Source organism: Streptomyces sp. NPDC127092 (assembly GCF_042722475.1).
Taxonomy (GTDB): Bacteria; Actinomycetota; Actinomycetes; order Streptomycetales; family Streptomycetaceae; genus Streptomyces.
In genome coordinates, this window is record NZ_JBHXFE010000022.1 from 127,626 (window position 1) to 139,878 (window position 12,253).

9 protein-coding genes are annotated in these 12,253 nt (G+C 70.4%); 7 read left to right on the forward strand and 2 right to left on the reverse strand.

The features are described 5' to 3' along the window. Positions 1–98 precede the first annotated feature (98 nt). Positions 99–1,568 carry a CCA tRNA nucleotidyltransferase gene (locus tag ACFWJO_RS19995; RefSeq protein WP_386866841.1) on the reverse strand — a complete coding sequence of 490 codons (1,470 nt, stop codon included), beginning with the start codon at positions 1,566–1,568 and terminating at the stop codon, positions 99–101. Between the two features lie 182 nt (positions 1,569–1,750). Between ACFWJO_RS19995 and ACFWJO_RS20000 the strand changes: the two genes are divergently transcribed. From ACFWJO_RS20000 to trxA, 7 genes are all read left to right on the forward strand, one after another. Further along, positions 1,751–4,138 carry a DUF6049 family protein gene (locus ACFWJO_RS20000; protein WP_386866843.1) on the forward strand — a complete coding sequence of 796 codons (2,388 nt, stop codon included), beginning with the start codon at positions 1,751–1,753 and terminating at the stop codon, positions 4,136–4,138. A 45-nt stretch (positions 4,139–4,183) separates the two neighbouring features. Next, positions 4,184–6,388 carry a murein biosynthesis integral membrane protein MurJ gene (gene murJ / locus ACFWJO_RS20005; protein WP_386866844.1) on the forward strand — a complete coding sequence of 735 codons (2,205 nt, stop codon included), beginning with the start codon at positions 4,184–4,186 and terminating at the stop codon, positions 6,386–6,388. Between the two features lie 139 nt (positions 6,389–6,527). Next, positions 6,528–8,237, forward strand: coding sequence for a serine/threonine protein kinase (locus tag ACFWJO_RS20010; RefSeq protein ID WP_386866846.1), 1,710 nt, complete (start codon positions 6,528–6,530; stop codon positions 8,235–8,237). A gap of 28 nt (positions 8,238–8,265) precedes the next feature. After that, on the forward strand, positions 8,266–8,970 hold the full coding sequence (gene sigM / locus ACFWJO_RS20015; protein WP_386866848.1) for an RNA polymerase sigma factor SigM: 705 nt from the start codon (positions 8,266–8,268) through the stop codon (positions 8,968–8,970). After that, positions 8,967–9,875, forward strand: coding sequence for a hypothetical protein (locus ACFWJO_RS20020; protein ID WP_386866850.1), 909 nt, complete (start codon positions 8,967–8,969; stop codon positions 9,873–9,875). The genes sigM and ACFWJO_RS20020 overlap by 4 nt, the downstream gene beginning before the upstream one ends. 132 nt (positions 9,876–10,007) lie before the next feature. Further along, on the forward strand, positions 10,008–10,973 hold the full coding sequence (trxB, locus tag ACFWJO_RS20025; RefSeq protein WP_386866852.1) for a thioredoxin-disulfide reductase: 966 nt from the start codon (positions 10,008–10,010) through the stop codon (positions 10,971–10,973). A 49-nt stretch (positions 10,974–11,022) separates the two neighbouring features. Further along, a complete protein-coding gene (gene trxA / locus ACFWJO_RS20030) occupies positions 11,023–11,358 on the forward strand; it encodes a thioredoxin (RefSeq protein WP_384417877.1) in 336 nt (111 codons plus the stop codon). An 82-nt stretch (positions 11,359–11,440) separates the two neighbouring features. On the opposite strand, the gene ACFWJO_RS20035 is transcribed toward trxA, so the two are convergent. Next, positions 11,441–12,058: a GNAT family N-acetyltransferase gene (locus tag ACFWJO_RS20035; protein ID WP_386866854.1), complete on the reverse strand. Its 618-nt coding sequence runs from the start codon at positions 12,056–12,058 to the stop codon at positions 11,441–11,443. Between the last annotated feature and the right edge of the window lie 195 nt (positions 12,059–12,253).

The window sequence follows — 12,253 nt, forward strand, 5'->3', positions numbered from 1 at the left end:
TTTCAGGGAAAACATCCCCCCTCGCCGGACCTCGTGTCGCCTTTTCATGTTCGGTGTTTCACGTGAAACGTCGACCGTGAAACGGCGAGGGACCCGCGTCAGTCGCCCTGTGCCGCCCACCACTCCTTGAGCGCGGCAACGGCGGCGTCGTGCTCCATCGGCCCGTTCTCCAGCCGCAGCTCCAGCAGGAACTTGTAGGCCTGGCCGACCGCCGGCCCGGGGCGGATGCCCAGGATCTCCTGGATCTCGTTGCCGTCGAGGTCCGGGCGGATCGAGTCCAGCTCCTCCTGCTCCTGCAGCCTGGCGATGCGCTCCTCCAGGCCGTCGTAGGCGCGGGAGAGCGCGGCGGCCTTACGCTTGTTGCGCGTGGTGCAGTCGGAGCGGGTCAGCTTGTGCAGGCGGGAGAGCAGCGGTCCGGCGTCCCGCACATAGCGGCGGACGGCCGAGTCGGTCCACTCGCCCGTGCCATAGCCGTGGAACCGCAGATGCAGCTCCACGAGACGCGAGACGTCCTTGATCATCTCGTTGGAGTACTTGAGCGCGGTCATGCGCTTCTTGGTCATCTTCGCGCCGACCACCTCGTGGTGGTGGAAGGAGACCCGGCCGTCCTTCTCGAAGCGACGGGTACGCGGCTTGCCGATGTCATGGAGCAGCGCCGCGAGACGCAGCACCAGGTCGGGCCCGTCCTCCTCCAGGTCGATGGCCTGGTCGAGCACGGTGAGCGAGTGCTCGTAGACGTCCTTGTGCCGGTGGTGCTCGTCGCTCTCCAGCCGCAGCGAGGGGAGCTCGGGCAGCACATGGGCGGCGAGACCCGTGTCGACCAGGAGGCCGAGACCCTTGCGGGGGTGGGCCGAGAGCAGGAGCTTGTTGAACTCCTCACGGATGCGCTCGGCCGAGACGATCTCCAGCCGGCCGGCCATCTCCGTCATCGCCGTAACGACCTCGGGGGCCACCTCGAAGTCCAGCTGTGCCGCGAAGCGAGCAGCCCGCATCATGCGCAGCGGGTCGTCGGAGAAGGACTCCTCCGGCGTGCCCGGGGTCCGCAGCACCATCTCGGCAAGGTCCTCGAGACCGCCGTGCGGGTCGATGAACTCCTTCTCGGGGAGGGCGACCGCCATGGCGTTGACGGTGAAGTCACGCCGGACCAGGTCCTCCTCGATGGAGTCTCCGTACGAGACCTCGGGCTTGCGCGAGGTGCGGTCGTACGCCTCGGAGCGGTAGGTGGTGACCTCGACCTGGAAGTGCTGAACGACGTCTCCGACACGGGCGCTCTTCTGGCAGCCGACGGTGCCGAAGGCGATCCCGACCTCCCAGACGGCGTCGGCCCAGGGACGGACGATCTTCAGTACGTCCTCGGGACGGGCGTCGGTGGTGAAGTCCAGGTCGTTGCCGAGACGGCCGAGGAGGGCGTCGCGTACCGAGCCGCCGACCAGCGCGAGGCGGAACCCGGCCTCCTGGAAACGGCGGGCGAGGTCGTCGGCGACAGGGGACACACGCAGTAGTTCACTGACCGCGCGGCGTTGCACCTGGCTCAGGGCGGGCGTGGTGTCTTCGTTGGCGTTCGGCACAACAGAAAAGGGTACGTGCCCCGGCTCACCGCATCGTCCCCGTTTTCCCGGGACCCCGCGCCCATCAGCTGGAGCAGTCCCCGGCACTTGGCCCCCGCGTGCCTCGTTACCATGCCTGGACACAGCAACCGGGAACCAGCGACACCACTGACACCACAGACAACGACGAGGACGGGCGACGCGTGGCCGAGGCGGCAGCTATCCAGGGGACCGTTCCCTCACCTGCCCGCCGCTGGCTGCGGCGTACGGCCTCACTCGCCGTCGCCGCCCCGTTGCTGGGCGGATTCCTTCCGGGCGTGGCCGCCCCCACGACGGCGGCGGCCGCCGAGAGCGCGAAGCGCGCCGGGACCGTGGACGTGTCGCTCGACACGCTGGCTCCCAGTGCCCCTGTGGAGGGCGACACGCTCACCATCACGGGAACGGTCACCAACGAGGGCAGGCAGGCCGTGACCGATGCCACGGTCGATCTGCGCGTCGGTCCCCAGATGACCAGCCGCAGCGAGATCGACGAGGTCTCCGGCCGCCGCACCTACCGGGACGGACGCGACCCCGCTCCCCTCGGCGGGGCCTACACCGTCAAGATCCCCGAGCTGGGCGCCGGCCTGAGCAGGGAGTTCACGCTCTCCGTGCCGGTCTCCAAGCTCGGCCTGGACGACGCCGGTGTCTATCAGCTCGGTGTCTCCCTCTCCGGAGAGACGGCAGGCCAGTCCTACCAGCGGGTGCTGGGCATCGAGCGGACCCTGCTGCCCTACCAGCCCGAGCCCACCGACAAGAAGACGCAGCTCACCTATCTGTGGCCGCTGATCTCCACGTCCCATGTCTCCGCCGAGACGGGCGCGGACCAGCAGCAGACCCCCGTCTTCGAGAACGACGAACTGGCCGCCGAGCTCGCGCCCGGCGGCCGGCTGCACGAGATGGTCTCTCTCGGCAGGAACCTGCCCGTCACCTGGGTGATCGACCCGGACCTGCTGGCGAGCGTCGCCGCCATGACCGAGCCGTACATGGTCAAGAGCGGGACGACCGAGGTGGCCGGGAAGAACCAGGCCGTCGCCGAGCGCTGGCTGAACGACCTGGAGAAGGCCGTACAGAACCACAAGGTGGTCGCCCTGCCGTTCGCCGACCCCGATCTGGCCTCGCTGGCCCATCACGGCAAGGACGTACCGGGCTCCCTCAGCCACCTCCAGCAGGCGACCGCGCTGGCGTCCTCCACCGTGGAGACCGTCCTCCACGTGAAGCCGTCCACCGACTTCTCCTGGCCCGTCGACGGTGCCGTCGACCCCTCGATCATGGCGGTCGCCACCTCCGCCGGCGCGCACAACGTGATCGCGCGCAGTGACAGCTTCCGTGACGACCTCTCGTACACGCCGACCTCGGCCCGCCCCATCGGTGGCGGCACGACCGCCGTCGTCAGCGACGCCGGACTCTCCAAGGCCTTCCAGGGCGAGATGATCAGGGCCGAGGACGCCACCCTGGCCGTCCAGCAGTTCCTCGCCCAGTCGCTCGCGATCACCCTGGAGCTGCCCGAGGACCAGCGCAGTGTCGTGGTCGCGCCGCAGCGCATGCCCAGCACCGCCGAGGCCCAGAGCATGGCGAAGGCCCTCGAAGCGCTCAACGCCAAGCGCTGGACCGAGCCGCTCGACCTGACGGCCGCCGCCGCGCAGTCCGACCCCGAGGCGTCGAAGCGGGTGCCGAGCAGCGCGTCCTACCCGAAGAGGCTGCGCGAGCAGGAACTCAGTGCGGGCGCCTTCCGGCAGATGAAGGAGACCCGCGACCAGCTGGACGACTTCAAGGTCATCCTGACCGCCGCCGACCGTGTCGTGCCTCCCTTCACCAACGCGATCAGCCGCGAGATGTCGACCTCGTGGCGCGGCGAACCGGCGTCGGCGGCCCTCTACCGCAAGGAGGTCCAGGACTACCTCCTGAGCCTCACGGAGGAGGTCCAGCTGATCGAGAAGTCGGACCTCACGCTGTCGGGCCGCAGCGCCACCATCCCGGTCACCGTGCAGAACCGGCTGCTGCAGGGCGTGGACCACCTGGTCCTCAAGCTGAAGTCCAGCAACAAGACGCGTCTGGACCTGGACGACAACGGTGAGGCCGCACGGCCGGTGAAGATCGACGGCGGCCACAGCCAGTCGGTGAAGTTCGACGCCTCGGCCAACGCCAACGGACCGGTCACGATGACGGCCCAGCTCTACACCGAGGACGGCACGCCCTACGGCGAGCCGATGACCTTCACCGTGAAGGTCTCCGAGATCACGCCGACGGTGATGCTCGTCATCGCGGGCGGTGTGCTGCTGCTCGTCCTCGCCGGCGTCCGGATGTACAGCCAGCGCAAGCGCGCAGCCGCCCGGAACGCGGCGGAGGAGGCCTCGGAGGCCTCGGAGGCCTTGGAGGCCTCGGAGGAGGAAGCCGGACCGGCGGCCGCCACCGCGGCCGGGACCGGCCCGGAAGCCGGCGCGGAAGCCGACGCGGACGCGGAAGCGGAATCCGAGCAGCCGAGTGACCCGACACCGGACACCGGGTCGGAAAGCAGTGACCCGTCGGGCCCGGGTGAGAAAGTGGACCGTTGAGCGATGTCGTGGCCGGTCGGCCGGGGACGATGAGGTGGGGTAACCATGAACGCGCCGTACGACGGTGACCGCGGGCAGGGCGCGGGCGGTCCCGCGCCGTCCGGTGGAACGCCCGCCGCACCCGGTCCTGCGCCGGTGCCGCCACCACCGGCCGGCCCGGACCCGTACGCACCGGACCAGCAGAATCCGTATGCCCAGGACCCGTACGTCCAGGACGCCTACGCCCACGACCCCTACCAGGCGCGTGATCTCTCCGCCCAGGACCCGGTGAGCGAGGCGCTCTACGACCGGGCCGCGCATCCGCCGCCCCCGCCGGGCACCTACGCGGAGCCGCAGCCCCTCTACCAGCAGCCGGCCGCGCCCCAGCACGCCCCCGACCCCCGGGTCTGGGCCCAGACCCCCGCCCCCGAGCCGGACGGCCCGTCCCGCCACCTGCCGTACGGCGACGACGCCCGCACGGTCCAGTTCACCGGCGTCGACGACCTGGTGACGCGGGCGGGGGAGGAGCAGCCGGAGCCCGACGCGTTCGCGCACCTCTACCGGGACCAGCAGGCGCCCGGCCAGGTGCCGCCGCCCTCTCCGGAGCCGAATCCCATGCCCGCGCCCGCCCCGAAGAAGGCCGGCCGTGCCTCCGGGCTGCTCAAGTCGAGCGCCGTGATGGCGGCCGGCACCCTCGTCTCGCGGCTGACGGGCTTCGTCCGCAGCCTCGTGATCACCGGTGCCCTCGGCGCCGCACTCCTCGGTGACACCTTCACCGTCGCGTACACCCTGCCGACGATGATCTACATCCTCACCGTCGGCGGCGGTCTCAACTCGGTCTTCGTGCCGCAGCTGGTCCGCTCCATGAAGAACGACGACGACGGCGGCGAGGCATACGCCAACCGTCTGCTGACCCTCGTCATGGTCGCGCTCGGAGCGATCGTCGCCATCGCCGTGTTCGCCGCCCCGCTGCTGATCCGGCTGATGTCCAACACCATCGCCGACGACGCGGCGGCCAACAGCGTCGCCGTCACCTTCGCCCGCTACTGCCTGCCCACGATCTTCTTCATGGGTGTCCACGTGGTGATGGGTCAGATCCTCAACGCCCGTGGGAAGTTCGGCGCGATGATGTGGACCCCGGTCCTCAACAACATCGTCATGATCGCCACGTTCGGCCTGTTCATCTGGGTCTACGGCACCTCCGCCGAATCCCACATGGGCGTCCAGACGATCCCCGACGAGGGCATCCGGCTGCTCGGCGTCGGCACCCTGCTCGGACTCGCCGTCCAGGCCCTGGCGATGATCCCGTACCTGCGCGAGACCGGTTTCCGCTTCCGTCCCCGCTTCGACTGGAAGGGCCACGGTCTCGGCAAGACCGTCAGGCTGGCCAAGTGGACCGTGCTGTTCGTGCTCGCCAACCAGGCCGGTGTCCTGGTCGTCACCCAGCTCGCCACCGCGGCGGGTGAGGAGTCCGGCAAGAACGGCGCCGGCTTCCTCGCCTACTCCAACGCCCAGTTGATCTGGGGCATGCCGCAGGCCATCATCACCGTCTCGGTCATGGCCGCGCTGCTGCCGCGCATCTCGCGCGCCGCCTCCGACGACGACCCGGGCGCCGTCCGCGACGACATCTCGCAGGGCCTGCGCAACTCGGCCGTCGCGATCGTGCCGGTCTCCTTCGCGTTCCTGGCACTCGGCGTCCCCATGTGCACGCTGCTCTACGCCTCCAGCGGCGTCGAGGCCGCCCAGGGCATGGGCTTCATCCTGATGGCCTTCGGCCTCGGCCTGATTCCCTACTCCGTCCAGTACGTCGTGCTCCGCGGCTTCTACGCCTACGAGGACACCCGGACGCCCTTCTACAACACCGTCATCGTCGCCGCCGTCAACGCGGCGGCCTCCGCCGTCTGTTACGTGGTGCTGCCCGCCCAGTGGGCCGTCGTCGGCATGGCCGGGTCCTACGGCCTGGCGTACGCGGTCGGCGTGGGCGTCGCCTGGCGCCGGCTGCGCAACCGCCTCGGCGGCGATCTGGACGGCGCCCACGTACTGCGTACCTACGCCCGCCTGTGTCTGGCCTCGCTGCCCGCGGCGATCGTCGCCGGAGCGGCCGGCTTCGGTCTTCTGAAGCTGCTCGGCGAGGGCGCCCTGGGCTCCCTCGTCGCCCTGCTCGTCGGCAGCGCGGTTCTCCTGGGAGTCTTCTTCGTCGCGGCCCGCCGCATGCGGATCGCGGAGCTCAACTCGATGGTCGGCATGGTCCGCGGGCGTCTTGGCCGCTGATCAGGCGCTGATCGGCGCCGGGCGCGCGGGGTTCGCACAACCATCGCCTGCCGACGCGTGTCGTGCATAGCGCCGGACTGTGGGCACAATTGGCATGGCTGCTGGATGTGGCGCAACGGATGGGGAGGCAGGAACGACGGTGGCGGAACGTAGCACGGCTGCCGTCGACGTGGCCGACAACAGCGGTGACGACCCGCTGACCGCCAAGGCGGACAAGGCCGCGACCGACGGGGTGGCGGAAGCGCAGAAGAAGGCGGCCACGTCCGCCGAGGCCACGGAGAGCAAGGCGGGCGAACGGAAGAACGGCGAACAGCCTTCCATCACGGCACCAGAGCTGCACAGCGGCCACAAGCTGGCGAGACGGTACCGGCTGGAGGAGTGCGTCACCCGACTGGACGGATTCAGCAGCTGGCGTGCCGTCGACGAGAAACTGCGCCGCGCCGTCGGCGTCCACATCCTGCCCGCCGACCACTCCCGCGCCCGCTCCGTGCTGGCCGCCGCGCGTTCCGCGGCGCTGCTCGGCGACCCCCGCTTCGTGCAGGTCCTCGACGCCGTCGAGGAGAACGACCTCGTGTACGTGGTGCACGAGTGGCTGCCCGACTCCACCGAGCTGACCGCGCTGCTCGCGGCCGGCCCCATGGAGCCGCACGACGCCTACCAGCTCGTCAGCCAGGTCTCCCAGGCCATGGCCGCCGCCCACCGCGAGGGCCTCTCCCACCTCCGGCTCACTCCGAGCGCCGTGCTGCGCAGCTCGACCGGCCAGTACCGCATCCGCGGGCTCGCCGTAAACGCCGCCCTGCGCGGCATCAGCGCCGAGCGCCCGCAGCGCACGGACACCGAGGCGATCGGTGCCCTGCTCTACGCGGCACTCACCCAGCGCTGGCCGTACGAGAACGACGCCTACGGCCTCTCCGGGCTGCCCAAGGGCGTCGGGCTGCTCGCCCCCGACCAGGTCCGCGCGGGCGTCCACCGGGGCCTGTCCGAGATCGCCATGCGCGCCCTCGCGAACGACGGGGCCACCGCCTCGCGCCAGGAACCGCCCTGCACCACACCCGACGAGCTCGCCAAGGCCGTCGCCGCGATGCCGCGCATCCGCCCGCCGGAGCCGGAGTTCCCGCTGCCCGCCCCGCCGGAGTACCAGCGCACCACCTACCAGCAGGGCACGTACGGCCGGCCCCAGCCGCGCCCCGCGGCCACCCAGCCGATCGTGGTCCCGCCGCCGCCGCTGCAGAGCCGTGCCGGCAAGGCGCTCAAGTGGGCCGTCTCGGCCCTGCTGATCGCCGCCCTGGGTCTGGGCAGCTGGCAGATCGCGGACCGGCTCCTCGACCAGGACAAGGGCACGGACACGCCGCAGAACACGCAGCCGCAGCCGGGCGACGACGAGAAGGAGCCGGCGGCGCAGGGCAAGCCGGTCACGATCGTCGGCGCGTACGACTTCGACCCGGAGGGCGACGGCACCGAGAACCACGACCAGATAAAGAACGCCTACGACGGCAACCCGGCCACCACATGGAAGACCATGCGGTACGACGGGTACTCGAAGTTCGGCAACCTGAAGCAGGGCGTCGGGATCATCCTCGATCTCGGCACGGTCCAGCAGGTCGCCAAGGTCGAGGTCACCTTCCAGGGTTCGACGTCGGTCGAGCTGAGGACGGCCCCCGAGAACGCGTCCGTGCGTCCGGACCAGCCCGGCGGCTACGCCACCCAGGCCTCGGGATCCGGCACTCAGGTGCCCCTCCAGCCCGCGAAGCCGGTGAAGACGCGCTACGTTCTGGTCTGGCTGACCGATCTGCCGAGCGGCGGAGGCGGTTACCGGGGCGAGATCTCGGACATCAGGATCACCAGCTGACGCCACACCCGGGGGGAGGGGCTCACCGTTGGACGACGCCATACGCGACGAGCGCAGCGACCAGGAACTGCTGGCCTGCCATGTGGCCGGCGATCAGCACGCCTTCGGTGAGCTCGTACGGCGCCACCGCGACCGACTGTGGGCGGTGGCGCTGAGGACGCTCGGCGACCGCGAGGAGGCCGCTGACGCCGTCCAGGACGCCCTCGTGTCGGCCTTCCGGGCCGCCCACACCTTCCGCGGCCAGTCGGCCGTCACGACGTGGCTGCACCGCATCACGGTGAACGCCTGCCTCGACCGGGCCCGCAAGGCCGCCTCGCGCCGGACCTCGCCCGTGGACGACACCGACCGGTTCGAGCAGCTCCTCGAACCGGTCGAGTCGGCCGAGGCGCCCGCCGAGCGCCAGGACCTCCACCGCCAGCTCCTGGCCGCCCTCTCCACGCTTCCCACGGAACAGCGGGCAGCTCTCGTCCTCGTCGACATGCAGGGATACCCGGTCGCCGAGGCCGCTCGTATCCTCGATGTCCCCACCGGAACCGTGAAGAGCCGCTGTGCGCGCGGGCGGGCCAGACTGCTGCCGATGCTCACTCATTTGCGCGGGGACACGGTGGGTAACGAGAGCCCGGACCGGGGAAGGAACCGGACGCCGGGGGCATCCGTCCCACCGGTGCCGGGACCGACGGATACCGGATTGAGCAATCCAGCGGCTGTGAAGGGCGGAGGTGGACGCGCGTGACTTCCACGGCCGACACGACTCAGCACCCGGACGTCTCGGAGATCTCCGACCTCACCGAGGGGCTGCTCTCGCCGTCCCGCAGCGCTGCGGTGCGGCTGCACCTCGACGCCTGTCCCCTGTGCGCCGACGTGCGGGCCTCCCTGGAGGAGATCCGAGGCCTCCTGGGCACGCTGCCCGGCCCCCCGCGGATGCCCGCCGAGATCGCCGGGCGGATCGACGCGGCACTCGCCGCCGAAGCGCTGCTGAGCGCCACCGCTCCCGAGGCCGACGCGCATGTTTCACGTGAAACATCGCCCAGCCGCCCCGCACCGGCGCCGCCCGCCGGCGGCCGGCCCGCCGGACGGTCCTCCGCCGCCTCCGGCCCCGGTCGTCCCCGCAGGAACCGTCGCCGCCGGGTCGCGGCCCTCGGTGCCGTCTTCGGCGCTGCCGCCCTGGGGCTGAGCCTGTTCTTCGTCCAGTCGGGCGCACTGAACGTCGGCGGAGCCGACACGAAGACCGGCACGCAGTCCGACGTCGCCGTCAGCGCGGCGGACAGCGCCCGCTTCGACGGCGAGCCGGTGACGACCACCGTGCAGGCGCTGCTCCAGCGGAACGCCACTTTCAAGGCTCCCCAGGAACAGAGCTCCGCTCCCGAATCCCTCACCGCCGAGGGCACCGGCGACGGACAGAAGCGGTCGCTGCCCGCCACGCTGCCCGACTGCGTCAAGGCCGGTACGGGACGCACCGACGCGGTCCTCGCGTTCCAGCAGGGCGACTTCCAGGGCACATCCGCCTACCTCCTCGTCCTCCCCGACACCTCGGACAGCACACGCGTCCAGGCCTATGTCGTGGACGCCTCCTGCGCCGCCTCTGGCGGGAACACCACGGGCGAAGTCCTCCTTCAGGAGTCCGTTCCGCGCTCGTGAGCGTGTGCGTCGTGCCGAGCGGCCGTCCCGGGAATGCATGCCCCGTAGGATCGGTTGGGTGGGGTGAGAGTGACCGATCCGACCGCCCCCGTAGGCAGTAGGCAGCAGTCTGCAGAGACGAGGAAGAAACCCGTGAGCGACGTCCGTAACGTGATCATCATCGGCTCCGGGCCCGCGGGTTACACCGCCGCCCTCTACACGGCCCGCGCCTCGCTGAAGCCGCTGGTCTTCGAGGGAGCCGTCACCGCCGGTGGCGCCCTGATGAACACGACCGAGGTGGAGAACTTCCCCGGCTTCCGCGACGGCATCATGGGCCCGGACCTGATGGACAACATGCGTGCCCAGGCGGAGCGTTTCGGCGCCGAGCTCGTGCCGGACGACATCGTCGCCGTGGACCTCACGGGCGAGATCAAGACCGTCACGGACACCGCCGGCACCGTGTACCGCGCCAAGGCCGTGATCGTCACCACCGGCTCCCAGCACCGCAAGCTCGGCCTGCCGAACGAGGACACCCTCTCCGGCCGCGGTGTCTCCTGGTGCGCCACCTGCGACGGCTTCTTCTTCAGGGACCAGGACATCGCCGTGGTCGGCGGCGGCGACACCGCGATGGAGGAGGCCACCTTCCTTTCGCGCTTCGCCAAGTCGGTCACCATCGTCCACCGCCGTGACTCGCTGCGCGCCTCCAAGGCGATGCAGGAGCGCGCCTTCGCCGACCCGAAGATCAAGTTCGCCTGGGACAGCGAGGTCGCCGAGATCCACGGCGAGCAGAAGCTCACCGGTCTGACCCTGCGCAACACCAAGACGGGCGAGACCAGCGAGCTCCCGGTCACGGGCCTCTTCATCGCCGTCGGCCACGACCCGCGCACCGAGCTCTTCAAGGGCCAGCTGGAGCTGGACGCGGAGGGCTACCTGAAGGTCGACGCCCCGTCCACGCGCACCAACCTCACGGGTGTCTTCGGCGCCGGCGACGTCGTCGACCACACCTACCGCCAGGCGATCACCGCCGCCGGCACCGGCTGCTCCGCCGCGCTCGACGCCGAGCGCTTCCTGGCAGCTCTCGCCGACAGCGAGAAGCTCGCCGAGACCCCCGCGGTCTGACCCCCTACGCCTTCCTCACCCCACACCCCACCAACCGAAGGAGGACGCCGTGGCCGGCGCCACCGTTATCGCTACCGACGCTGACTTCGAGGAGAAGGTCCTCAAGAGCGAGAAGCCCGTTCTCGTGGACTTCTGGGCCGAGTGGTGCGGCCCGTGCCGCCAGATCGCCCCGTCGCTCGAGGCCATCGCCGCCGAGCACGACGAGATCACCATCGTGAAGCTCAACATCGACGAGAACCCGGCCACCGCTGCCAAGTACGGCGTCATGTCCATCCCGACGCTGAACGTCTACAAGGACGGCGAGGTCGTGAAGACGATCGTCGGCGCCAAGCCGAAGGCCGCGCTCCTGCGCGACCTTGAGGGCTTCGTCGAGCCGAAGGCCTGACACCCGCCTCAAGGCATCCGCTGTTTCACGTGAAACAGCAGCGGCCCGCCCCCTTCCGAGGGAGCGGGCCGCTGTCGTCCTGTCAGAGCGGGCGCAGCACCGGCTCCTTCTGCACAGCTCCCAGAAGCCGGTCGAGCGCCATCTCGACGTCCTCCTTCCAGGAGAGCGTCGTCCTCAACTCCAGCCGCAGCCGGGGAAAGCTCGGGTGCGGCCGTACGGTCTTGAAACCCACGGCAAGCAGATGGTCGGCGGGGAGCACACAGGCCGGCTCCTTCCAGCGGGTGTCACCGAAGGCCTCGATCGCCCTGAAGCCCCGCCTCAGCAGGTCCTTCGCGACGGTCTGCACCATCGTCCTGCCGAGCCCCTGCCCCTGGTACCCGGGCATGATCCACGCCGTCATCAGCTGCACGGCATCAGCGGCGACCGGGCTCGTGGGAAAGGCCGTGGACCGGGGCACGTACGCCGGAGGCGCGTAGAGCACGAACCCGACGGGCACCTCGTCGACATAGACCACCCGGCCGCAGGAGCCCCACTCCAGGAGCACCGCCGAGATCCAGGCTTCCTTCTCCAACTCGGGGCGGCCGGCCTTCACGGCGGCTTCGCCACTCACCGGATCCAGCTCCCAGAAGACACAGGAGCGACAACGCTTGGGGAGATCCGGAAGGTTGTCCAGCGTGAGCGGTACGAGCCGACGCCCCACGGCTGCTCCTCGTTTCCCTCGGCAATCGCCGTACGAATACGCCTCTCAGAATCGTAACGAGGGGCCCATCGGGGCGATACCGCAGACAGGCAAAGGGCGGAGGGGGGGTTGGTGGGGGGCGGGGAGAGGTTCTCCCTCCGGGCGAAAAAAAAGGGGCCCCGCCCCCCCCACCCCCCCCCTCCTCCCCCTCCCCCC

What these genes read in the sequence shown, in the direction of transcription:
- murJ (WP_386866844.1), top strand. Translation starts at nt 4,184, where the DNA reads ATGAACGCGCCGTACGACGGTGACCGCGGGCAGGGCGCGGGCGGTCCC.